General features: G+C 56.3%; 20 protein-coding genes. 5 read left to right on the top strand and 15 right to left on the bottom strand.

Going from position 1 to position 23,350, the window contains the following annotated elements; all coding sequences use genetic code 11:
• Positions 1–85: 85 nt before the first annotated feature.
• The 11 genes from AAY24_RS17855 to xerD all read right to left on the bottom strand — a co-directional run bounded on the left by AAY24_RS17855 (position 86) and on the right by xerD (position 11,471).
• Positions 86–757, bottom strand: a complete 672-nt coding sequence (locus AAY24_RS17855; RefSeq protein ID WP_046860818.1) for a GntR family transcriptional regulator — start codon at positions 755–757, stop codon at positions 86–88.
• A gap of 51 nt (positions 758–808) precedes the next feature.
• Positions 809–2,500, bottom strand: coding sequence for a carbon-nitrogen hydrolase family protein (locus AAY24_RS17850; protein ID WP_046860817.1), 1,692 nt, complete (start codon positions 2,498–2,500; stop codon positions 809–811).
• Between the two features lie 59 nt (positions 2,501–2,559).
• Complete coding sequence (locus tag AAY24_RS17845) at positions 2,560–3,540, bottom strand: ABC transporter substrate-binding protein (protein ID WP_046860816.1); 981 nt, start codon at positions 3,538–3,540, stop codon at positions 2,560–2,562.
• 48 nt (positions 3,541–3,588) lie between these two features.
• Positions 3,589–4,164 (bottom strand): ABC transporter permease, encoded by a 576-nt coding sequence (locus AAY24_RS17840; RefSeq protein ID WP_335337190.1) that lies wholly within the window; start codon positions 4,162–4,164, stop codon positions 3,589–3,591.
• A gap of 248 nt (positions 4,165–4,412) precedes the next feature.
• A complete protein-coding gene (locus tag AAY24_RS17835) occupies positions 4,413–5,141 on the bottom strand; it encodes an ABC transporter ATP-binding protein (RefSeq protein ID WP_335337189.1) in 729 nt (242 codons plus the stop codon).
• Positions 5,142–5,238: 97 nt separating this feature from the next.
• Positions 5,239–7,077 (bottom strand): allophanate hydrolase, encoded by a 1,839-nt coding sequence (atzF, locus tag AAY24_RS17830; protein WP_046860814.1) that lies wholly within the window; start codon positions 7,075–7,077, stop codon positions 5,239–5,241.
• Between the two features lie 539 nt (positions 7,078–7,616).
• On the bottom strand, positions 7,617–8,273 hold the full coding sequence (locus AAY24_RS17825) for an FHA domain-containing protein (RefSeq protein ID WP_046860813.1): 657 nt from the start codon (positions 8,271–8,273) through the stop codon (positions 7,617–7,619).
• A gap of 38 nt (positions 8,274–8,311) precedes the next feature.
• Positions 8,312–9,058, bottom strand: coding sequence for a Stp1/IreP family PP2C-type Ser/Thr phosphatase (locus AAY24_RS17820; RefSeq protein WP_046860812.1), 747 nt, complete (start codon positions 9,056–9,058; stop codon positions 8,312–8,314).
• A 203-nt stretch (positions 9,059–9,261) separates the two neighbouring features.
• On the bottom strand, positions 9,262–9,978 hold the full coding sequence (locus AAY24_RS17815; RefSeq protein ID WP_046860811.1) for a DsbC family protein: 717 nt from the start codon (positions 9,976–9,978) through the stop codon (positions 9,262–9,264).
• 41 nt (positions 9,979–10,019) lie between these two features.
• A complete protein-coding gene (locus tag AAY24_RS17810; protein WP_046860810.1) occupies positions 10,020–10,502 on the bottom strand; it encodes a YajQ family cyclic di-GMP-binding protein in 483 nt (160 codons plus the stop codon).
• A gap of 69 nt (positions 10,503–10,571) precedes the next feature.
• Positions 10,572–11,471 (bottom strand): site-specific tyrosine recombinase XerD, encoded by a 900-nt coding sequence (xerD, locus tag AAY24_RS17805; protein WP_046860809.1) that lies wholly within the window; start codon positions 11,469–11,471, stop codon positions 10,572–10,574.
• 160 nt (positions 11,472–11,631) lie between these two features.
• Here xerD and hemH point away from each other — a divergent pair, with 160 nt between their 5' ends.
• Positions 11,632–12,651 carry a ferrochelatase gene (gene hemH / locus AAY24_RS17800; protein WP_046860808.1) on the top strand — a complete coding sequence of 340 codons (1,020 nt, stop codon included), beginning with the start codon at positions 11,632–11,634 and terminating at the stop codon, positions 12,649–12,651.
• Between the two features lie 139 nt (positions 12,652–12,790).
• Positions 12,791–13,969, top strand: coding sequence for a methyl-accepting chemotaxis protein (locus tag AAY24_RS17795; protein WP_046860807.1), 1,179 nt, complete (start codon positions 12,791–12,793; stop codon positions 13,967–13,969).
• Between the two features lie 91 nt (positions 13,970–14,060).
• On the opposite strand, the gene AAY24_RS17790 is transcribed toward AAY24_RS17795, so the two are convergent.
• The 4 genes from AAY24_RS17790 to AAY24_RS17775 form a co-directional block, all read right to left on the bottom strand.
• The gene (locus AAY24_RS17790) at positions 14,061–15,332 is read right to left on the bottom strand and encodes an NAD(P)/FAD-dependent oxidoreductase (protein WP_046860806.1); all 1,272 of its coding nucleotides are present in this window, start codon (positions 15,330–15,332) and stop codon (positions 14,061–14,063) included.
• A 256-nt stretch (positions 15,333–15,588) separates the two neighbouring features.
• On the bottom strand, positions 15,589–16,155 hold the full coding sequence (locus tag AAY24_RS17785; protein WP_046860805.1) for a hemerythrin domain-containing protein: 567 nt from the start codon (positions 16,153–16,155) through the stop codon (positions 15,589–15,591).
• 199 nt (positions 16,156–16,354) lie between these two features.
• A complete protein-coding gene (locus AAY24_RS17780) occupies positions 16,355–18,115 on the bottom strand; it encodes a potassium channel family protein (protein WP_046860804.1) in 1,761 nt (586 codons plus the stop codon).
• A 15-nt stretch (positions 18,116–18,130) separates the two neighbouring features.
• A complete protein-coding gene (locus tag AAY24_RS17775; protein WP_046860803.1) occupies positions 18,131–18,514 on the bottom strand; it encodes a DUF6394 family protein in 384 nt (127 codons plus the stop codon).
• Positions 18,515–18,726: 212 nt separating this feature from the next.
• Between AAY24_RS17775 and AAY24_RS17770 the strand changes: the two genes are divergently transcribed.
• Genes AAY24_RS17770 through AAY24_RS17760 form a run of 3 tightly spaced genes read left to right on the top strand, consistent with a single transcriptional unit; the run spans position 18,727 to position 23,217 of the window.
• Entirely contained in the window at positions 18,727–18,927 is a 201-nt protein-coding gene (locus AAY24_RS17770; RefSeq protein ID WP_046860802.1) for a hypothetical protein, read from the top strand.
• A complete protein-coding gene (locus AAY24_RS17765; RefSeq protein ID WP_046860801.1) occupies positions 18,917–21,865 on the top strand; it encodes a sensor histidine kinase in 2,949 nt (982 codons plus the stop codon). Before AAY24_RS17770 ends, AAY24_RS17765 begins: the two co-directional genes overlap by 11 nt.
• Complete coding sequence (locus AAY24_RS17760) at positions 21,862–23,217, top strand: sigma-54-dependent transcriptional regulator (RefSeq protein ID WP_046860800.1); 1,356 nt, start codon at positions 21,862–21,864, stop codon at positions 23,215–23,217. The genes AAY24_RS17765 and AAY24_RS17760 overlap by 4 nt, the downstream gene beginning before the upstream one ends.
• Positions 23,218–23,350: the final 133 nt, after the last annotated feature.

Here is a 23,350-nt window from a genome sequence, read left to right as displayed (position 1 = left end):
CAGTTACATATGCCGCTTTAGCAAACTTTCCTCACCTTTTCAGGCACTAGCGGGTCGTAAAACAGAGTTGTTGCTCGTTGCCGGTTTAATCTACAGTGAACTGCCGGGTTATTTCAGAGACCATATCCAGGCTTTGCACAATATGCTGACGCAAAATATCACTCGCCTTTTCACTCTCTCCACGCACCATGCTCTGCAGAACAGCCAGATGTTCGTCGTAGGTTGCGTCGACCCGTTCCTCCCGGCTGAAATCCAGACGTTGAATTAATTGAATGCGCTGGAATATATCACCATGCAGACGAATCAGTTCCCGGTTTCCGGATAGCGCCACAATACCGAAGTGGTAAGATTCGTTAAGTCGCCCCAGTTCATTTGGATCACTTATCTGCTCCGAGCGCGCTACTTCCCAATCTGCCATTAATGGAGAAAGGCTGCTATCACTGGAGCCGGCGCAATACAAGCGGACTGCTTCGGTCTCCAACAACACACGCACAGCATACAGATCATTCAGAGTCGACTGATCGATAGAACGGACGGTGTAACCATTACGCAAATGTGCGTTCAGGTGTCCCTCCTGAACCAGTCGCTGCAACGCTTCGCGGGTTGGTGTGCGACTGGCATCCAATCTTTCAGCCACCGCCGACTCGGTCAGTCGGTCACCGGGTTTCAGTTGCACATACAGCTCATCCTTGAGCTGATTGTAAATGCGATCTGCCAGGCGATTAACTGTGGTTTTTCGACCCGTTGCTCTATTCATCTGACACCTTGCTGACACACTTCACATACCCATAAATACCTTAAGTCCAGATCAACCGACATTTTTGTCCGCGATGAGGACCTCGTAAGTATCGGTGATACGGTTACGGATCATATCCACCCCCGGTATCATCGACTTCTGTCGAGCCAGCGCCAGATTCATGAACCCGGGCTGCACTGCATTGTGTCTTAATACCGGTGGCGCCGCCAGGTCCATATCCCATTGAGGAAACCCGGTGGGAGGTGCAATGAACGAACCGCCAGGATAGGGGGCATCACTGCGGTTGGCACAGATCAGAAAACAGCGATTATCCTCTGCCTTGGGCATGGTCAGGAGTTTCCGATCATTGGGATGACGCCATGCGCTGCACCAGGCTATTATATCCGCACCAGCCAGGGCCAGGACACGGGAGGACTCCGGGAACATGCCATCATAACCCAACAACACACCCAGGCGGCCGCTCGGTGTATCTATCACGGTAAAGCAATCGCCACCCTTCGCCCAGGAAACCATTTCCGGCTCCAAATGAATCTGCTGTTGCCTCCCCAGTTCGTTGCCACCGGGACCGATGACTACCGCCGTCGGAACAAATTGTCCGGCGTCCTCCATAAAGATCGGTAACACCACGCTACAGTCATAACGTTTGCAAATGGACTGCACCCGCTGTAGCGCGTGGTCTCTGGCTTCCCGGTTCTGCTCAACGTCACTGCGACTCGGCAGCCAGGAGGAAAATGTCATATGTTGCGGCAGCACCAGTAACTTGGAGCCCAGTTTTGCCGCATGATCCAGCATATCCAACGCTTCTTCCAGACTGCCGGTACTGAAGGTAGCATGCGCTTGAACAGCCGCTCCTTTTGCAGTCGCCTGTTCCGGAATCAGGGGTTGATCGAGTAACGATGCAAGTGGCGTCTCTTCAAAAGGCGCACGCAGCAGACTGTAGGTGTCTGGTCGGCGATCGGACCATCGATTCGCACCGTAAAACCAGGACTTATTTCGGGCCTGTTCTGGAAAGATTTCAGCACTCGCCACTCCATGTGTATCGTAGGGGACATAAGCTTTAGTTTCGCCATCCGGTGAGACAATCATACTACCACCCGGATAGTAGATACTCCGCTCCACGCCAGACTTGGTAGCCGCAACGATCCATACGCCATTTTCGTAAGCTCGTGCTGGAACCCACAAATCGGCCTGATCCATAGCGAAGAAGTTTGCCATGTCCAGAATCACTTCCGCACCCTGCAGGGCGAGGCTACGGGCGATTTCCGGAATACGGCCATCAAAACAGATCAGCAGACCGATACGACCCAGTTCCGTATCCACTACCGGGCAACCCCGTTCCCCGAATTCGAACCAGTTCTGGTCATGTGTGGCCAGGAACTGCTTGTGATAATGCAGGATCAGTTCACCGCGTGGATCGATAAGCAAGGCACTATTGAATACTTTTCCCTTATCCTCATCCCACTCAGTAAACCCGGTACCGATAAAAATATTGTGTTTCCGGCACAGTTCAGCAAGTGCCTGCACATAACGCCCGGTGACCGGCTCCGCAATCTCCCGACAGTGCGCTTCGGAATCGAACAGATAGCCACTATTCATACACTCCGGTAATACAATCAGGCGCGCACCCTGTCGCACCGCCTCTTCTACATGAGATTGAGTAAGCGTGATATTGGCATCCAGGTCACCTAGTTCAGCCAACGTCTGGACAACCGCTGCGCGAAAACTTAAGGATTTTGTGTTCATAATGTGGTTCCGTTGGTTTGAGTGAGGCACCGTTGGTGCCTCACCGTTGCAGATAGCACTTATTTAAAATCGTCCCAGGTCAGGATCTTGGTGCGAATATCAATAGGTTCTTTCAATACTCCTTCCTTATAGAACACATCGACGAAGGCCTGATATGAATCAAAATCCGTTTCGTTCAGTTCATCGAACGGCCGCAGATATGGCTTGGCCAACAGGTCCAGTTGCTCAGCTTTGATAGCGGTATATTTAGGTATCACTTTTTTATATTTATCAAAGTCGGCATTCACCATGCGGGTCGCCGTATCAATCACCTCAACCACTTTACGGGCAACCTCCGGCCGCTCCTTAATGAACTTAGTGGTGAGCACGGCGGCACCAGAGTAGAACGGGTCAGTAATAAAGACGGCACAAGGATTGACCATGGCGCGTTCAGCATCACCGGATGCTGCAGCGATAGAACCCACCGGCTCCAACGACAAGGTTGCATCCACACTACCTGCAACTACCGAGGGAACCTGGAGGGGAACAGATACAGCGGTTACACGAACGTCCTTATCCGGATCCAAGCCATTCAAGCGCACCAGATGACGTGCAATAGTCTGCCACTGAATGCCCGGTACAGTACCCAGGGTTTTACCTTTCAGATCTTTCAGCGACTTGATATTGGAGTCCGCCTTGACGATCAGACCATCATTGATCAGGTCAACCTTGATACCACCACCTTGCAGGCCAAAGACCTTGAAGGTACCGGGAAACCTTGATTCAGCGAGCATGGCGATACCGGCAGCAGCTCCCGGTGGGCCAAAGTCCGCCTGCCCGGACACCAGGGAATCGATAATCTGATTTGGATTGCCGAATTTGTGAGAAACAATTTCTATACCCGCCTGCTCGAAAAGCCCCTCTTCAAGTGCGACATAGTAGGCGGTTGTCTGCATGATTGGCAGCCAGGATGCAACCACTTTTTCAAGTTCCTTGGCGGGTGCAGTAATGGGCATGAGCAGTGCTATGGCTGCACCGACAATCAGTTTTTTCAATTTCATGAGATTAATCTCCAGTTGTAGATAGCGAAGTAGGACGGGGTAAATCTGCTAGCGTCCGGACCAATGGACCAGCCACCGTTCCAGGCCGAGGAAAAACAGGTTAAATCCATAACCCATGGCGCCGGTCATGAGGATGGAGGCATACATATCCTCCAAGTCATAGATCTGCTGCGCATCGATAATTCGATGCCCCATACCATCCATGGATCCAATGAACATTTCTGCAACAATAATCACTACCAGTGCGATAGAAACCCCCATACGCAGGCCGACAAATGTCTGGGTAAGCGACTCAAAAAACATCACGTCAAAAAAGATACGCCCGGATGATGCGCCCATCACTTTTGCCGCCATGATTCGTGTCTGACGCGCATTCATAACGCCGTATGCGACATTAAACAGAATCACCAGCCAGGCCGCGAAAGCGGCTACTGATATTTTGGCAATATCACCAATACCGAAGATCAGCAGAAACAGGGGGAACACGGCAGTGACCGGTGTTGACCGGAAGAAATCCACCAGAAACTCCACTGACCGGTAGAGTTTCTGGCTGGAACCAAGAACGACCCCGATCGGAACACCCAGGATCATGGCAATAACAAAACCGTAACCGGTTCTGTACATGGTATAACCAGCATCCCGGAGCATATCGCCACTCAGTAAACTGTGCCCCAGAGATCCAAACGTCTCTATCGGACCGGGCAGTAACTTGTCGCTGACCAAGTCGGCTTCCGCCGCCCACCACCAGATAACGAACATGCACAGTGGGCCTATCAAAGCGTGACCTATATGACCCAGACGCTGTATCCAGGGATTGTCCGATAGAACGCTAAACGCGTTGAAAATTGTTTCGATGTTGTAACTCACGTATTTCATCGCCGAACCTCCCGCTGAAATATCTCCAGGCTACGCATCTTGGTCTGCACAAAATATTCACTCGCCAGGGTCTGTGCATCCCGTGGCCTTTCCGTTTCAAAGGGAACCAGTTCGGCCACCCGCGTCGGACGCTTCGTTAAAAGGAGAATTTCATCGGCCAGATAGACGGCCTCTTCCAAATCATGGGAGACGACCACCATGGTCAGGCCGGTATTCATGAAGATGCGTTGCAGGGTGTCGCGAATAGTCAACGTCATTTCATAATCCAATGCGGAAAATGGCTCATCCAGGAAAAGCACTTCCGGATGCGGTGCCAACGCCCGCATGATTGAGACCAGCTGTTGCTGACCACCCGACAGTTCATAGGGATATCTATCCAGATCGAAACTGATACCGAAGGTCTCGGTCAGTTCATTGACACGCGCCTCCTGCGCTGCCTTGTCATAACCGGCCAGCTTCAACGGATAGGCGATATTGCTTCTTGACTTCATCCAGGGAAACAGCGCATCCCGGTAATTCTGGAATACATAGCCGATCCGGGTCTGTTTCAATGTCTTTCCATCGAATAGCACCAGACCAGAATCGAGCGGTATCAAGCCAGCGATCATGTTTATCAGTGTGGACTTGCCGCAACCGTTGGGGCCAAACACACAGGTGATCTTTCCCTTCGGAATATTCAGTTCGAAGTCCTGATAGAGCGGCTGTCCGGCAAACGACTTATTCAACCCGCGTACGGTAATGTGAGTTCCCAGAGGCCCGGGCTGAAAGCCTTTAGTTTCTTGAAATTTAGGGGGGCGATCTTGGACGATGGCATCCATGGTCTTACTCCTGTGTGATGGCCTTTTGAACGGCTGGAGCAGTCAGATAACTGCGCCATCCGCCGTATTGAGTGATTTCCCTGGCACCGTGAATAGCCCAGGGTTCGCATATGAAACCTTTTACATTTCGTCCGTCTTCAAGTGTTACGGTACCGATACCCAGCGGAGCAGGTATATCCGCCACCAACTGACCGAATGCCTTCACAGTCAATCGATATAGTTCCACCTCTACCGACGCGCCCTTGTTGCTGTCCTTAACCAGGCCCGGCTTAGGTGGTACTGTGTTATCGAGTGCATAAAGTCGATAGGTGGCTGCGGTCCGAAATACGCCCAGAAAATCGGCCATGAGACTCGTCAGCTGATCGTGTAGGGGCTGACCTCTCAAGTGTGCACCGACTACCGCGAGTTCGACTGATAGGCTTTGCCCAGCTTGTGTATATATTGGCAAGGAGGCGGGGTAATCGGTATCGACGACATACTCTGTCGCACCCAATCGTGATGGCCGCATAGACTCCAGACGTCCAGCCAGTTCACAAAGTCCGGGCTCTTCCCAAGCAGGTGCCAATATGCTGATACCTTGAGGCAATCCGTCCAGGCGAAAACCGGCCGGCACGGCTATGGCCGATAGATCCATCAGGTTGACGAAGTTGGTGTAATAACCGAGTCGACTGTTTAAGGTAATCGGTTGCTTCAGTACCTCATCGATCCGGTAGATAGTAGGTGTAGTGGGTGTTACAAGGATATCCGCCTGTTGCCAGATAGGCTCAGCGCGACGCCGCAGGGCCTTAAGGCGATAGTAAGCATCGTAAGTATCTATAGCGGAATAGTTATCCGCACGGGAGATGATTTCTGCTACTGTCTGGTGCAGGTCATCTGCATGTTCTTTGCGAAACGTCTGAATGGCATGTGCCCGTTCGGCAACCCAGGTACCCTCATAAAGCATGGAGGCCGCTTCAAACAAGGGGGAAAAATCGACCTCGACCTTCTCTCCACCAAGTTGCTGTAGACGATCAACCTGCTCACAAAACAGCCGTGCAGCCTCCTGATCACCATCGAAATCCAACTGATCGATCATCGGCACAGCAAACCGAAATGCCCGTTTTAAATTCAGTTGTCCGCTTAGAACAGGGCGTGAGAAAGGGTCGGCCTTATCAAACCCGGACGTTACCTGCAGGACAGAGCAGGCATCTGCGACAGTCAGACCAAAGATCGATACACAGTCCAGGCTACGACAAGCCGGGACTACGCCTCGGTTACTGATCCGCCCACGGCTGGGCTTCAGGCCAATCAGATTATTGAAGGCGGCCGGTACTCGCCCCGAACCCGCCGTATCAGTGCCCAGTGCGAAACTCACCAAACCCGTGGCCACAGCGATAGCAGAACCGGAGCTGGATCCTCCGGCGATATATTCCCGGTTAAACGGATTTCGCCCCGGCCCAAAGGGCGTCCGTACCCCGACCAGTCCCGTGGCAAACTGGTCCATATTGGTTTTACCAATAGGAAAAGCTCCCGCTTCTCTCAGTCTGGCCACCACCGTCGCGTCTTGTTCCGGGACATAACTGTAGGCGGGACAGGCAGCAGTCGTTGGCATGCCAGCGACATCAATATTGTCCTTGACGGCAAATGGGATGCCGTACAGGGGCAGATGCTCCAACTCATCACGCCGCCGTTCCAGGATTTGCGCCTCTTTGAGCAGGCGTTCCTTCTCGGGAGGGTGAATCCAGACTCCCGGATCTGCATGCTCCTGCTCGAGCAGATATTCGACCAGGGCAACCGGGGTCAGATCACCGGCAAGATAGAGGGATCTTAAATTGGAGGTCTGTAAATTGAGACATCGCTTCATGGCGGTCACCACTTGTATACAAGATGCAAGCTTGTATACAAGTAGCGTGCCATGAACACATTTTTATTAAAAACAATAACTTAATGAAAATGAGAAAAGAAAGAAACGATCGATTATTGTGCAGAGCAGCATCAAGCTGCGCTAGTATTGTGCATAAATATTGGACATATGCTGATTCACCGCCCGGACAGCATCACGGACTTCAGGACCCGCGCCCCGCAGGCCAGCCTGGGGCGATGATCATCACTCGGTTCCGTTGGATGACGTTGAAAAGATGATATAGAGGAAATGGTTATATTGGAGCTAGAGTGGAAGATACGAGGGATATCATCCTACTGGATGGTTGAATTAAATCACTCACGACACCAGTACACTTAATTAAAACAGAGGAACAGAAATCCGACTGGCCAAAAATCAATTCCACCCATATCGGTAATAACCAACCAGAAAAAAACCGGTGCCCCCAGCCCTATAACCCGGGCAAGCCCCAAGATGCCGGTAAACCAAACTCTCAGAGCACACCGAGTAGGCGCATCAACCTACTGCTGGGCGAATGAGATCTCCGCCACGTATTCCCCCACTTCCACCACGTCGCCCTCCTGCAGTTGCACACCACCGCTGGAGTCGATCTCCTTGTCGTTGATGCGCGGGAAGGTGGAACCCCCGATATGCAGCAGATAGAACCCTTGGGGACGGCGGGCGATAACCGCCACGTTCTCGCCCGGCTTTCCGATAGTAAAGAGTGAGCGATCTATCTTCTCCAGACTGCCCTTGTTCGGTCCACGGAAAAAGCGCAATGTGGCATGTTTTGGCTTCAGCTGCCGTACCTGGCCGCTCCGCTTGGCACGGGCGGCGGCCACCACTTCAGGCTGAATCACCACCGTCTTTTCCAGCTCTTCATCACCATCCTCCTCTGCCAAGTACTCCAGCAGATAGGTCCCGATCGTCAACCGGTCACCGCTCTTCAAGACATGTTTGGTAATGCTGCGTCCATTCAGCTGGGTGCCGTTGGTACTGCCCAGATCCTCGATATAGAGATCGGTGTAGATGCGTCTGATGGTGGCGTGATTACGACTGACCGACGGGTCATTCAACTGCAGATCAGACTCCAGATCCCGACCGATCGAAACCACCTGCTTATCGATTGCTATCTCAGTCACCAGTGCATCGTCTTTCTTGATAACCAGCTTTTCCATCGTTACTCCCGACCCCGAGTTATCTGGTCGCATTCGACTTAATGTTGAGGGCATACCAATACCAGTGAAATGTTGTCCAGGCCGCCGTTGTGCAGCGCCGTATCCAGCAGACGTTGTGCAGCATGCTCCATGTTGCCATCTGCTCCTGTCAATATATCCAGCATATCCTGATGCGATACCATGTTGCTCAGACCATCCGAGCAGAGCAGAAAGATGTCCCCCGGTACCACATCGGAAACACCCACATCCACCTCGATCAGCTCCTGGATGCCCAGGCCACGGGTCAGCACATTAGACTTTACTCCGGCATCCAGCGCTTCCTGCAGGGAATCAAACATCCCTTCGTCCACCAGCGCCTGGATCATGGAGTGATCCCGGGTCAGCTGTTCCAGGCAGTTATTACGCAAGCGGTAGAGACGGGAATCACCCACGTGACCATAGTGCACCCGATTTTCGCCAAACAGCGCCACCACCACCGTGGTGGCCATGCCTTCGTATTCCGGTTCGGCCAGCATACTGGAGAGAATTGACTCATTCGCTGCCTCCACCGCCGAACCGATTATTGCCGAGGGGACCGCATTGTTTTCTGCGTAGAATGGCAGCAGGGTTGTGGTTATGGTTTCAACCGCCAGACTACTGGCCACTTCCCCCGCATTATACCCACCCATACCATCAGCCAGAACCACCAGTCCGTGCTGTTCCAGAACCGAGATACTATCCTCGTTAATCTCCCGAACCCGCCCTTTGTCGGTACGCACAACAGCATGGATAGGCAGTACATTCATAAATTTAATTTTTAATCCTGACCCAATCGGTCGGAATCACCTTCGCAGAGTGATGATGATCTGGATGTACTATCGACAACCCTTTCATCAGAGTTAAATATTCCGGCACAACGTACAATTAATCTGTAAACAGCTGCACATTTCGACAAGATAAAGAATTTCTATAACCTCATCTGCGCCCTGTTACAGAAAACGCATCCGGCTCAGGGTTGGCTGAGTCGCCTCATTTTTCCCAGGATTTTTTCTAGTCGGTCAGCCGGAACATAGCCCGGCAACAGTTCACCATTCTCCAGCACCAGGACCGGCGCACCGGAAACTCCCAGGTTTTGACCCAGCTGCCAGTGCTGACGAACCGGGTTGATACAGGAGGCCGACGCTACGGCTTTACCAGCCATCGCCCGGTCCATCGCCTGGTAACGGTCCGGCGCACACCAGACCGCAATCGCCTTGTCGAACGAATCACTGTCCGGTCCTGCCCGGGGATAAAGCAGGTAACGTACCCGAATCCCCAGTTCCCTGTAGTGATCCAGGCTCTGGTGCAATTTACGACTGTAGGCACTGTCGATATCGGTAAACACCGATACTGTATGCCTTGTATCTCCCCGAGGTTCGAAGATCAGCATGTTCCGCTCACCCAGCGCATCGATGGCATCCAGAGTGATCTGGTTCAGACGCGGACTGGTGATGCTTTTTTGCCCTTCCAGATCGATAATCTCCCCTTCGATCAGGAAACGACCGTCACCGGTCACATAGACCAGCCGTGTACCCACCACCACTTCGTAAAGATTGGGGATCGGTGTCGCGCGGATGCTGTCAGGAAGCGTCGTCGGCAGCAGCAGCGCCAGGCTCTGGCGTACCTGTTCGATCCGGGAGTCTGCCTCCTGGCCGGCTACCGGGCTGCCCACCAGCGGCAGTAGCATGACAAGCAGCGTCCGACAAAGGATTCGGTGAAAACTGATCATCAGTCCCGGAAATTGCTGTATTTCAGGGGCAGATCGAAATCCGCCTGTTTGAACAGCGTGATCACCTGTTGCAGGTCGTCCCGCTTCTTCCCGGTCACCCGGACCTGGTCCCCCTGTATCTGGGCCTGAACCTTGAGTTTGCTGCCCTTGATCATTTTCACCATTTTGCGCGCCGTGTCGGTCTCGATACCCTGCTTAATCACCACTTTCTGGGTGGCGGCGTTCAAAGTGGTTTCCGGCTCTTTCACATCCATGCAGGTGATATCCACTTTTCGCTTGACCATCTTCTGGCGCAGGATGTCCATCATCTGGCCGAGCTGGAACTCCTGCTCACCCTTCAGGGTGATTTCGCTATCATTCAACTCGAAACTGCACTTGGTTCCCTTGAAATCAAACCGGGTGGCTATCTCCCGTTTGGCCTGGTCGACGGCGTTGCGCACCTCCTGAATATCCACTTCAGAAACGATATCAAATGACGGCACCTGTTTGTCTCCTAATAATCACTTGGCTGGATTGCTACCGATCTGGCAAGGCTACCATATCAGCATCGGTCAGGCGCGGGGATGGTGCTGTTGGTGCATGCTTTTCAGACGCTCCCGCGCCACATGGGTATAGATCTGGGTAGTGGAGAGATCGCTGTGCCCCAGCAGCATCTGCACCACCCGCAGGTCGGCACCATGGTTCAACAGGTGGGTGGCGAAGGCGTGCCGAAGGGTATGGGGAGAGAGGTGTTTGCTGATGCCCGCAGTGGCTGCGTGGCGTTTGATCCGGTACCAGAACGCCTGGCGGGTCATGGCCGCCCCGCGCCGGGTCGGGAACACATCATCGCAGAGGCGCTCCCCCAGCAGATCATGGCGGGCCGAGCGAATGAAGCGGGAGAGCCAATCCATCGCCTCGTCCCCCAACGGCACCAGGCGCTCCTTGCCTCCCTTGCCCATCACCCTCACCAGTCCCTGGTTCAGGCTGAGCTGGGAAAACTGCAGTGTCACCAGTTCAGAAACCCGCAGACCGGTAGCGTACAGCAACTCCAGCATGGCCCGGTCCCGCATTCCTTCCGGATCATCTGTATCCGGCGCCTCCAGCAGCGCCTCCACCTCCTGTTCCGTCAGGGATTTGGGCAGTGGTCGTCCCAGCCTGGGGGCATCGATCAGGGCCGACGGGTCTTCGCTGATCCAGCCCTCCCGCAGGGCATGTTGGTAGAACTGCCGCAGCGACGAGAGGATACGGGCAGTGGAACGGGCCTTGACGCCGGCCACGGCCCGGGCTGCGAGGTACTCCAGCAGATCTTTCCGGCGTGCCTGCAACAGGGCCCCCCTCCCCTGCTTGTTCAGCCACTGGGCCAGTTTGGCCAGATCCGACTGGTAGGCGGACAGGGTATTGCGGCTCAGCCCCCGCTCCATCCAGAGCGCGTCGATAAAACGTTCAATATTTGTGCTATCCGCCTGATTCATAATCGCTGCCTGTCCGGCGCTCGGTTTTCTGTTTCATCCGTTGTCCGCATCATACCCGCACAGTGAGCAACCGCCCACATCCCGGTCAGCGCCGGGTGATTGCACCCTGACCGGTTAATGGGGGATCATAGGCCGCACTTTCATCAGCCGACTCAAAACCATGAAATTTCACGGCCCTGCCCCCGACAACCAGACGACACCCTGTACCGGTATCCTGCTGACCAACCTGGGCACCCCTGACTCCGCCTCGGTCAGGGATGTCAGAGACTATCTGCGGGAGTTCCTCAGTGATCCCCGGGTGGTGGAGTTTCCCCGTCCGCTCTGGTGGCTGGTCCTGAACGGTATTATTCTGCGCATCCGTCCCAAGCGCTCCGCCGCCGCCTATCGCAAGGTCTGGACCGATCAGGGGTCGCCTCTGCTGGTCATCTCCCGTGAAATAGCTGCAGCACTGCAACAGAGCCTGGCACAGCGCGTTGACGGTTCGGTCAAGGTGGTGCTGGCCATGCGCTACGGCTCACCCTCCATCGCTGCCGGACTGGAGACGCTGCGCCAGGCCAACGCGCAACGGATTCTGGTGCTGCCCCTCTATCCGCAGTACTCCGCCACCACCACTGCATCCACTTTCGATGAGATCAGCCGGGTGTTGCGACAGTGGCGCTGGCTGCCCGAACTGCGCTTTATTAATCACTACCATGCGGAGCCAGGCTATATCGACGCCCTGGCAAAGAGCGTCCAACAGTTTTCCGCAACCCATGGTGAATGTGATCGACTGCTGCTCTCATTTCACGGCATCCCCCAATCCTATGCCGACCAGGGCGACCCCTACGCCGACCAGTGCCGCATCACGGCAGACCGGCTGGCCGCCGCCCTGGACCTGCCCCAGGACCGGTGGGCCTTCAGCTTCCAGTCACGGGTCGGCCGGCAGCCCTGGCTGCAACCCTACACCGACAAGACCCTGCAGCAGTGGGGAGCCGAGGGGGTCAGGCGGGTCCACGTAATCTGCCCCGGTTTCCCCGCCGACTGCCTGGAGACCCTGGAGGAGATCGGCGAAGAGAATCGGGAGTACTTCCTCTCCGCCGGCGGTAGCGAGTATCACTATATCCCCTCCCTGAACAGCACGCCGACCCATATTGAAGCACTGACTGACCTTATTCAGCGCCACTTGTGGCGGGACGCCTGAGCGAAACCGGTGCTGTCGCCCCCTTGATAATCACAACCAGTTATCTGTATATCAATTTATTTAATTATTGATTTTTTTAAAGATTAGCGGCGACTAGCCGAATATTTCCCTAAATCAATAATAAGTCAGGTAACCGTTTATGAAACCAAGCATCCTGCGCACACTGCTTTTCGCCTATATAGGATTCGGTCTGATCATGGGGCTGCTGTTCCCCCTGTATGCCCAGCTCTTTGTAGAGTGGAAACCGGGCATGCAGCTCTGGTTCAACATCGGCTGTATTATCGCCGGCCTGAGCATCGGCGCGGTCAACTACCTGGTCTGCAAACAGGTACTGTTGCGCCGTCTGCAGCGTATATCGGCAGTGGCCCAGGCCATCAGCAGCAACGACATCAGCCACCAGTGCAACCTGGTGAGCCATGACCTGATCGGTGAAATAGTCACCAGTTTCAACCAGATGTCAGCCAACCTGCGGGACATGATCAGCCGTATCGGCAACGCCACCCAAACACTGGACACAAACACCCAGCAGCTTGCCGACATCGCCCGGGAGGAACAGGAACAGACCGCCCAACAGCAGGCTGAGAGTCAACAGGCAGTTCAAGCGGTTGACGAAATCAGCGAGAGTATTCACGAAGTATCCGGAATGGCAGTTGAGGTTGCCAGCTCCTCGGAGCTGGCCGATCAGTCCGCCAAAGAGAGTACGCTCATTGCCACGGAAGCGATCGGTTCCGTGGCAGCACTGATTACCGACCTGAACAAGGCCGGGGACGTGATCAGTCAGGTGGATGAGAAGAGCGCCAGCATCGGCATGGTGATGGATGTGATCCGCAGTATTGCCGAGCAGACCAATCTGCTGGCCCTGAATGCAGCCATTGAAGCGGCCCGGGCCGGTGAACAGGGCCGTGGATTCGCCGTGGTGGCGGATGAAGTGCGGACCCTGGCGACACGGACCCAGGAGTCCACCGAAGAGATCGAAAAAATCATCGGCCAGTTGCAGGGCGGTTCCCAGTCCGCCGTCAAGGTGATGGATAACGCGCGCAACCGGGCAATAGAGACCGAAGAGCATTTTGAACGTGCCGCCGAACTGCTGGCGGAGATCGCCGGCGCCATCTCCTCGGTGACCCGGATCAGCAACAATCTGTCCGCTGCCACCTCTTCCCAGGACGCCCTGATTGGAACCATCAAAACGCACATGGCACAGATCGATCAATCCAACCAGAGGAGTTCCGCAGGCGCCCTGCAACTATCCGAATCCAGTGACCAGCTGAGCGCCCAGACCCAGGAGTTGCGAGCCATGCTGGATCAGTTCAAACACTGACCGTAACGCCGTTTCGCGGCCACCGCCAAGTATTGGGCAGACATAAAAAAACCCGGCATACAGCCGGGCTTTCTTTGGTTCTGAAAGACTGTTATTTCAGCTTTCCAATACCGAGCATTTTCAGGATGTACTTCTCATAAATCGGCTCGGTAGTCCCCTTCTTCATCTTGCGGATGAAATATTTCTCGAAGGCAATCTTGGCCATGTGTACCCATTTGCCCTTCTTGAACCAGGCCACGTTTCTGGGCGGGATCTGCGGCAGCGCCACGAAGGCCGCACCGGTATCACCCATATCCGCCAGACAGATGGCGTTCCAGGTCGCGTTGGTTGAAGGCTCCCGGCCAGCCAGATCGTCAGCGATGTTATGCACGATAGCCGTCACCATGGATTCGATCATATAGCCGGTTTTGGGTGCACCGGTGGGAACCACCGTCGCCTCTACCGGCGGAATAGCGATACAGACACCGGCCGAGTAGATGTTCTGGAAGGTGGGATTTCTCTGGTGGGAATCCACCATGACGAATCCGCGCGGATTACACAGCCCTTCCACATTGGCGACCGCATCCACACCCTTGAATGAGGGCAGCATCATGGAGTACTTGAAATCCAGCTCGTGATTCTTGATCACCTGGCCACTTTCGTCATACTCCTCGACATACATCTTGCCCGGCTCAACCTTGGTCACCTTGGCATTGGTAATCCAGTTGATGTGGTGGGTACGCAGATCGGATTCCAGGAAACCCTTGGAGTCACCCACGCCACCCAGACCGAGATGGCCGATATAGGGTTCCGATGTCACATAGGTCATGGGCACTTTGTCGCGCATTTTCCGCTTACGCAGGTCCGCATCCATGATAAAGGAGAACTCGTAGGCCGGACCGAAACAGCTGGCGAACGGCATGGCGCCAATAATCACCGGGCCGGGTTCATCCAGCAGCTGCTGGTAGGCATCGTAGGCACCCAGGGCGTGGTCCACCGTACAGATTGACTGGGTGTTTCCCACTGCCGGTCCGGCTCCCTCGACCTCTTCAAAAAACAGCTTTGGCCCCGTTGCAATAACCAGGTAGTCATAGCTGACCACCTCGCCATCATCCATCTCAAGGGTATTGTTTTCGGCGTTGATTTTATCGCAACGCTTGGCAATAAAGCCGATACCTTTGCGTTCCAGATGGGGACGGATATCAAATGTGACACTACTGCGGTCCCGCCAACCTACCGCCACCCAGGGATTTGAAGGGGTAAACTGAAACTCCTCCCGTTCGTTGATTACCGTGACCTGGTGATCTTTACCCAGGGTCTCTTTTAATTCGTAGGCACAGGGCATACCCCCAGTACCTGCACCCAATACAACAACATGAGCCATATTCTATTCCTCCCAAGGAACGCGCTTTGACCAATTTTCCCCATGTACCTAAAACGACTGGAAAAATTGAGCAGTTACCAGGTTAACCGGGGTTTAATAACCCAAACCCCGGTCGATATCCACTCAATTAAACCGGATGCGCACCGGTACCAAAAAACGGATTCTGCTCCTGAATCCCGACTAGCAAAGTTTTACTTCGTGTATTGATCATCCTGACAAATATCATTATTACGGTGACCCAGTTTACGCTGACCTGTCAACTGGCGGTGCCATTCTCCGAGCCCGCCTGACTCAGATATTCAAACAGGGTCTGAAAGCGAATCTTGTCCGGTTTATCAAATACCGGATCATCATAGTTGGGCGACTGTTCAAGGATTGTTTTCCAATCCTCCTCCCGCAACAGATCATCCACAATTGGGAAGGCTTCCTGCTCTTCCAGAGCGATGTGCTGGCGCTGCAGCGCAATAAACTCACGCCCCTGCACCTCCAGCTCTTCCCTCGGCATCACGCCGCCCTGAAAAATATTTTCCAGGGAGTGACGGAAAGTACGGGTCAGATGGGCCAGCTCCTGGTGCTGTTGCATCAGGCGGTCCATCAACTCCGCCCGGTCATCGGCCAGGGGCTTAGTCGCTGTGAATATAATGTTCTCCAGCGGATGGTGAGCCTGGTCCGCGTAAGCCTCCATGTACTCCAACAGCTCAATTTTCAGGTCAAAATCGGATTCGCGTCCGGCCAGGAAATGGTCGAGCTGCAACTCCAGCAGGTCGAGTATTTTCTCCAGATTCCGGTGATCTTTCTGTAGTTTTTCCATCAGATAATGCATGGGATGCCTCCATATAACAAGCCAAGAATCGAGTGATCTGGGCATAAGCTTTTTCTTACCACCCATAAATACTGTTCCGGTCACCTGAAGAGGAGCCGCGCTCCGTACTGTTCCTTTTACCGGCAAACGCCTCATCCGGGCTGAATTTAGGATCTCTACATACTAACCTATCTGGCCAGGAGACACCTCACGAAATGGATCAGTCCGGGTCAATGGTTCGCTCCTTGTCCCCACCCGACTCCAGCACCTGTTCGTTCGATACCGGCCGTCCGGGGCGTTGGAATTTGCCCCACAGCCAGCCACTGGAAGCCACCTCGCCGGTAAGAATGTACTTCAGTGCATGGTGGTTCTGCAGACCCCACTCCATCCGGCCGCGGGCCGATTCCCGGCCACAGAACAGTAATCGGTCGCCGGTCTTGAGTAGCAGATCATGCTCGGGAAGCATCATGCGCTGGCCTTCCCGGCGGAGCAGCAGGCAGACCGCGGGCTGGGAGCGACTGCGCTCACCGGGATCGGTCAACAGGTGCCCCAGGGTCACTTTGCGCCCTTTCAGCAACGCATCACAGACCGCCAGCGCCTCTTCGTTATCCAGGAACACCTCCCAGATGGCGGGATTCTCACTCAACACCAGCCGTTGAATCCTGCTCACCAGATCCTGCGCCCAACCATCGTCCTGGTGCAGTGCCAGACTGGTGAACTGGTAGAGCAGCGGCGTTCCCAGCAGCACCCGTATCCGGTTGGCGATAATGGCGCTGGAGTGCATCACCATGTCGGCTTTTACCGCGTCGACGATGGCCTGGTTGCCATTGTGGTTCTGACGCAGAATCACGAACAGCTCCGGCCGCAGCTGCCGGGCGGTCATGATGATTGAGAGATTATTGGCATCATTGTCGGTCCCGGCCACCAGTCCGACAGCCCGTTCAATACCCGCCTCCAGCAGCGTATCCGCCTCGGTACCCCGGCCCAGCACATAACCACTCTCCGGCGTACCGGTCAGTTCCGGCATGGATTCGATCACCACCGGTTCAATCCCCTCGCGCTTCAGGCGACGGTAGACCGCCCTGCCGAACCGGCCAAAACCACACACGATCCAGAGACCGGCGGTGGGAGGCTGGATCGGTGGGTCCGGCAGACGTCGCTCGCCACTGAGCCAGCTGTGCAGCAGGTACAACCCCGGGGCCTGCAGCGCGGTGGCCAGGTGATTGGCAAAAGTATCGAATGGATTGATGATGTAATCGGTACCGAACGAGGCCATATTCTCTTCGATATCGTGGGAATCAGAGCGGCAGATCACCTTGATCTCGGGATGCAGCAGCTTACTGGTGATGGCAACCTTCAGGTTCACTTCGTTGACATTGGTGAGGGCCACCACCCCTCTGCAGCGGGGGTGCTTCAGACCGGCCTCCAGCAGACAGCCGGGCTGGGCGGCATCCCCCTCCAGGGCCGGCACGTACTGGCGCAGATTCTCCAGTTGCAGCATGTTGACCCGGTCGGGATCAATATCAATCACCACCACCGAGCGGTCCCGCTCGGTGAGGGCATAGGTCAGGGCACTGCCGGTTTCACCATAGCCGCACACCAGGTAGAAATCCTCCCGCATGCGCTGGACCCGGCGGGTGAAGCGGCGCTCCACCAGCGCCTGCTGGAACATCTTGTCCTGCACCAGGGCGAGCAGGGTACCGAGGGCGTAGATCCACACCACCACGGTGGCGTAGAGGGAAAAGGTAACCCAGAGACGCTGGGCATCGGTGAAGGGATAGGGAATCTCACCGAAACCGATGGTGGTGGCCATAAAACTGACAAAATAGAAGGCATGGAAAAAATCCATACGCCAGAGATTGCCCGCATCATCCTGTCCCGGAATCAGGGTCAGACCCAATATGGCAATTGCGTAGGTCGACACCAGCGTCAGCAGGGGCTGACGCATGCGTCGGAAGATTAGAAAAAAGATGCTGTGCATGGGGATCCTGCCAGCCTATCGCCGCAGCATCACGGTCTCGATCACCAGCAACACCACCGATATCACATTGGCCAGCATGGCGCCGCCGGACAAGGAGACGATACTGGCCATCATGGCCGGGGTCATGCCCGCCCCGGTACCGTGCTCGACCACCGCCCAGATCAGCGCCGCCGCCAGCAATTGCAGCACCGCCACCAGGCTGGTGGCAAGCAATACCGCCCCCATCTGGGTGCGATCACCAAACTTGAGCAGGGTGGCGATCAGATTGACCACCACCACGGCAAACAGCTCATAGACGTGGTGGTGATCCGGGTTGTCGATCTCCCCCACGAAAAAACCAAAATTGAGCGTCAGCGCCAGCACAATAAAAAAACCAAACGCCACTTTTTCCGGATTCATCGCCACCCCTCGTTACCTGTTAAACCGGCCCGACACCGGCCTGGCCGCGTCGGCTACCAGACTCCGATCATACGATCTGTATTCGCTGGCACCAAGCGTTCCTTTTTCAACCAGCCCGGACCGATGCCTCCCCCACTGCCCGTTACACACCACTGGCATACGGTTCACCCGGCCAAGTTGTTACTATTGGTAACAACTGGTAACCTTGCGGGATGCAAAAGCACCCGGATCCTATCAGGTTAAGAGAGAGTGCGCTGTTACTGGCACTTTTCGCACTCTTCCTGTTCGCTTCGCCACTGGTCATCTGGTGGGCACACGATGACGCCCACTGGCTGGTGCCTTACGCTTTGTGGCTGTTTGTCATCCTGCTGGGCGCCTGGTTACACCGAAGATACCCGCACCATGACGTATGACCTGGAGATCCTGTTCGGAGCCAGTCTGTTCTACCTGCTGCTGCTCTTCTTCGTTGCTTACGTCACCGACAGCGGCCTGGTGCCGGATCAATGGACCGACAATGCGCCGGTCTATGTCCTCTCCCTCGGCGTCTACGCCACCTCCTGGACCTACTACGGCAGCGTCGGTTTCGCCGAAAGTGAGGGTTACCAGTTCCTGACCATCTACATGGGACTGACCATCGCCTTCATCCTGAGCCCGGTCCTGCTGCAACCGCTGCTGCGCCTGACCCGGGAGTATCAGCTCACCTCCCTGGCCGACCTGCTGGCATTCCGCTACCGCAGCCAGCTGGGGGGCGTGCTAGTGACCCTGTTCATGCTGCTCGGCTCACTGCCCTATATCGCCCTGCAGATCCGTGCCGTCACCTCCTCGATCCAGGTACTGACCCACGACGAGATCCCCCAGGTGCTGGCGCTCGGTTTCTGCGGCATGCTGACCCTCTTCTCCATCCTGTTCGGCGCACGCCATATCACGCCACGGGAGAAGCACCGGGGCCTGGTGGCCGCCATCGCCTTCGAATCACTGGTGAAGATCGTCGCCATGCTGCTGGTGGGCTATTTCGCCATCTTCGGGGTGTTTTCCGGCCCGGACTCGCTCAATGAATATCTGGCATCCCACCCGGAAGCACTGAAGAAACTGTATGAGCCGGTGCGGGAAGGCCCCTGGGCGACCCTGCTGTTCCTCTCCTTCTGTGCCGCTTTCCTGCTGCCGCGACAGTTTCACATGACCTTCACGGAAAACCTCTCTATGCGGTCACTGGCCACCGCCAGCTGGGCTTTTCCGCTGTTTCTGCTGTTGCTGAATCTCTCCATCCCGCCCATCCTGTGGGCCGGGGATTATCTGCAGCTGGGGATGGACCCGGACTACTACGTACTCGGCATCACCCTGAGTCACGGACCGCCCTGGCTGCCGATCATGGCCTTCATCGGGGGGGTCTCCGCCGCCAGCGCCATGGTGATCGTCTCCACCCTGGCGCTCTCCTCCATGTGCCTGAACCACCTGCTGCTGCCGGCCAGCTACCCGGACCCCCGGGTGGATCTGTACCGCTGGCTGCTGTGGGGACGGCGCCTGCTGATCGGCCTGATCATCTTTGCCGGTTACATCTTCTATGAGGTGCTGGAGCACAACCAGGGACTGGTACAACTGGGCCTGATCTCCTTTGTCGCGGTGGCCCAGTTCCTGCCTGGCATTATCGGTCTGCTCTACTGGCGGCGCGCCACCCGGGAGGGGTTCATTGCCGGACTGCTGGGCGGCATCACGGTCTGGATCATTACCCTGCTGCTGCCCCTGCTGGAGAAATCGGGCTTTCTCAACACCGGCATCGATATGGCAGCCATCCAGGAGACCGCCGGCATGGATCAGTGGCAGTTCTCCACCTTCTGGTCACTGGCCTGTAACGGGCTGCTGTTTGCCATCATCTCCCTGCTGACCCGGCAATCCCCGGAAGAGGAGGAGACCGCCTTTGCCTGCCGCAGTGAAGTGGCCATCATGGCCCCCATGAGCGGTACCCTGATGGCGGGATCACCAACCCAGTTCGCCGAGGGTCTGGCGGTCATGCTGGGGCGGGAAGCGGCCGAGATGGAGGTTGATCAGGCCCTGGCGGATCTGCAGCTGGACCGGAACGAGACCCGCCCCCGGGAGCTGAAACGGCTCCGGCAGCGGATCGAACGCAACCTGTCCGGTCTGCTGGGCCCCGCCATGGCCCACATGATCATCAACCAGCAACTGAAAGTGGACGCCGACGCCAAGACCGCCCTGGCCGACTCCATCCGCCACATGGAGGAGCGCATGGAGCAGTCCCGCAGCAAGCTGAAGGGGCTGACTGCCGACCTGGATGCCCTGCGGCGCTATCATCGGCAGATTCTGCTCGACCTGCCACTGGGGGTCTGCGCCGTTGATCCGGACCACACCGTGGTCACCTGGAACCTGGCCCTGGAGTTGATGAGTGGCGTGCGCAGCAACGAGGCGACCGGGCGCAAGCTATCCTCCCTGCCTCCGCCCTGGGGTGAGCTGCTGGCCGGTTTTGCTCTCGCTCAGGACGAGCATATTCACCACATGGAGGTGCCGATCAACAATCGCCCCCACTGGTTCAACCTGCACAAGGCGGCCATTCTGGATCCCGACCTGCCCCGTTACCAGACCGGTCCCCGCAGCGGCCTGGTGCTGCTGGTGGAGGACCTGACCGACCTGGAGACCCTGGAGGCGGAGCTGGCCCACAGCGACCGGCTGGCCTCCATCGGCAAGCTGGCGGCCGGGGTGGCACACGAAATCGGCAACCCGGTATCCGGTATCGCCTCGCTGGCCCAGAACCTGCTCGAAGAGCGGGACGAGGCAACCACCCAGGAGAGTATCGAGGCGATACTGCAGCAGACCCGGCGCATCAGCAGCATTGTCCAGTCACTCATGAGCTACAGCCGCAGCGGCCGGGTCGGTCTCAACTTTGAGCAGTTCAGGCTCACCGATATCATCGAGGAGGCGATCCAACTGGTGGGGCTGACCCGGGCCGGCAAGCACGTCTCCTTCAGCAACAGCTGCCCGGACGAGCTGACCATCAACGGGGACCGCCAACGCCTGGCCCAGGTGATGGTCAACCTGCTGACCAACGCCTGTGACGCCTCCAAACCGGGCGACCGGGTGGAGATTTTCGCCTTCGCCTCGCAAAATCAGATACAGATAGAAGTCATGGACCAGGGGGAAGGGATCTCAGACCAAGTCCGGGATGAGATTTTTGAACCCTTCTTCACCACTAAGGAGGCCGGCAAGGGAACCGGCCTGGGCTTGCCTATGGTGGCCAAGATTATTGATGAACACGACGGCAGTATTGAGATTGACTCGGCGCCTGGGATCGGCACCCGGGTCATTATCCAACTGCCCCTACATGGACCTGAAACGTCATGAGTCACATACTGGTTATTGAAGATGAGTCGGTCATCCGCACCGCCGTGGACCGCCTCCTCACCCGCAGAGGCTACAAGGTCAACACCGCCGAATCGGTCGAGGAGGCGGAACAGAAGTTCGACCTGAAAAGCTTTAACCTGATCCTCACCGACGTACGCCTGCCCGGCGTACCCGGGACCGAGGTGATCAACCGGGCGCCCGGCGTACCGGTACTGATCATGACCAGCTACGCCAGCGTGCGCTCCGCGGTGGACTCCATGAAACAGGGCGCCATCGACTACATCGCCAAGCCGTTCGACCATGACGAACTGGTGATGCTGATCGAACGCACCCTGAAACAGGAGAAGCTGGGGCGCAAGACCGAAGTCCTGAAGTCGGATCTGGACAAGACCTATCCGGTGGATGGCATGGTGGGAAAATGTCCGGCCATGCAGGAGGTGTGTCGCCGGGTGACCAAGGTGGCCCCCACCGACAGCACGGTGCTGATCCTGGGCGAATCCGGTACCGGCAAGGAGCTGGTGGCCCGCGCCCTGCACGAACAGAGCCTGCGCAAGGACGCCCCGATCGTCACTGTCAACTGCGCGGCGATCCCGGAGACCCTGATCGAATCGGAGCTGTTCGGCCATGAAAAGGGGGCTTTCACCGGAGCCGACAGTGCCCGCACCGGCCTGATCGAGGCGGCTGAAGGCGGCACCCTGTTTCTGGATGAGATCGGGGAACTGCCCATGGCCGCCCAGGCGCGGCTGTTGCGGGTTCTGCAGAACGGCGAGATCCGCCGGGTCGGTTCCGAACAGTCACGGCTGGTGGATGTGCGTCTGATCGCCGCCACCCACCGGGATCTGAAACAGCGGGTACAGGAGGGGGAGTTCCGCAGCGATCTCTATTTCCGCCTGCGGGTGGTGGAACTCAACCTGCCACCCCTGCGGGAGCGGGGTCAGGACGTGGTGGAGTTGGCGGAGTTCCTACTTGAGAAAACCCGCAAGCAGCTCAACCGCTCCCCCATGAAGCTGAACCCGGCCGCCGTTGAAACCATCACCACCTACGGCTGGCCCGGTAACGTACGGGAGCTGGAGAACGCCCTGGAACGGGCCGTCATCCTGTGCGAGGAGGATGAGATCACGCCGGATCTGCTGGCGATTGACAGCGCCCACTCGGCCGCCAGTCAGCCAGCGACCCCGACAGCGGCTTCAGCCGACCTGTCACTGGAGGAGTATTTCCGCCAGTTTGTGCTGGAGAACCAGGATCAGATGACCGAAACCGAGCTGGCCAAACGGCTGGGGATCAGCCGCAAGGCGCTGTGGGAGAGACGCCAGCGGTTCGGTATTCCGCGCAGCAAAAAGGGCGGCAACTGAGATTGGCTGTTACCTAACCACACGGCAGTGTCACCAATGGTAACGAACCGTGGTAACAGAGGTGAATTAAAATAGATCAACCCATTGAATTATATGGATATAATTACCGGCACATTTTTCGCATAACAGGGTC

Origin of the sequence: Sedimenticola thiotaurini (genome assembly GCF_001007875.1) — a bacterium.
Classification (GTDB): Bacteria; Pseudomonadota; Gammaproteobacteria; order Chromatiales; family Chromatiaceae; genus Sedimenticola; species Sedimenticola thiotaurini.
This window is presented reverse-complemented; position numbering and strand designations above follow the sequence as displayed.

Coding starts and splice junctions, on each gene's coding strand:
- AAY24_RS17855 (WP_046860818.1), bottom strand. CDS start 757: ATGAATAGAGCAACGGGTCGAAAAACCACAGTTAATCGCCTGGCAGAT.
- AAY24_RS17850 (WP_046860817.1), bottom strand. CDS start 2,500: ATGAACACAAAATCCTTAAGTTTTCGCGCAGCGGTTGTCCAGACGTTG.
- AAY24_RS17845 (WP_046860816.1), bottom strand. CDS start 3,540: ATGAAATTGAAAAAACTGATTGTCGGTGCAGCCATAGCACTGCTCATG.
- AAY24_RS17840 (WP_335337190.1), bottom strand. CDS start 4,164: ATGTACAGAACCGGTTACGGTTTTGTTATTGCCATGATCCTGGGTGTT.
- atzF (WP_046860814.1), bottom strand. CDS start 7,077: ATGAAGCGATGTCTCAATTTACAGACCTCCAATTTAAGATCCCTCTAT.
- AAY24_RS17825 (WP_046860813.1), bottom strand. CDS start 8,273: ATGGAAAAGCTGGTTATCAAGAAAGACGATGCACTGGTGACTGAGATA.
- AAY24_RS17820 (WP_046860812.1), bottom strand. CDS start 9,058: ATGAATGTACTGCCTATCCATGCTGTTGTGCGTACCGACAAAGGGCGG.
- AAY24_RS17815 (WP_046860811.1), bottom strand. CDS start 9,978: ATGCTACTGCCGCTGGTGGGCAGCCCGGTAGCCGGCCAGGAGGCAGAC.
- xerD (WP_046860809.1), bottom strand. CDS start 11,471: ATGAATCAGGCGGATAGCACAAATATTGAACGTTTTATCGACGCGCTC.
- hemH (WP_046860808.1), top strand. CDS start 11,632: ATGAAATTTCACGGCCCTGCCCCCGACAACCAGACGACACCCTGTACC.
- AAY24_RS17795 (WP_046860807.1), top strand. CDS start 12,791: ATGAAACCAAGCATCCTGCGCACACTGCTTTTCGCCTATATAGGATTC.
- AAY24_RS17790 (WP_046860806.1), bottom strand. CDS start 15,332: ATGGCTCATGTTGTTGTATTGGGTGCAGGTACTGGGGGTATGCCCTGT.
- AAY24_RS17785 (WP_046860805.1), bottom strand. CDS start 16,155: ATGCATTATCTGATGGAAAAACTACAGAAAGATCACCGGAATCTGGAG.
- AAY24_RS17780 (WP_046860804.1), bottom strand. CDS start 18,115: ATGCACAGCATCTTTTTTCTAATCTTCCGACGCATGCGTCAGCCCCTG.
- AAY24_RS17775 (WP_046860803.1), bottom strand. CDS start 18,514: ATGAATCCGGAAAAAGTGGCGTTTGGTTTTTTTATTGTGCTGGCGCTG.
- AAY24_RS17770 (WP_046860802.1), top strand. CDS start 18,727: ATGCAAAAGCACCCGGATCCTATCAGGTTAAGAGAGAGTGCGCTGTTA.
- AAY24_RS17765 (WP_046860801.1), top strand. CDS start 18,917: ATGACGTATGACCTGGAGATCCTGTTCGGAGCCAGTCTGTTCTACCTG.
- AAY24_RS17760 (WP_046860800.1), top strand. CDS start 21,862: ATGAGTCACATACTGGTTATTGAAGATGAGTCGGTCATCCGCACCGCC.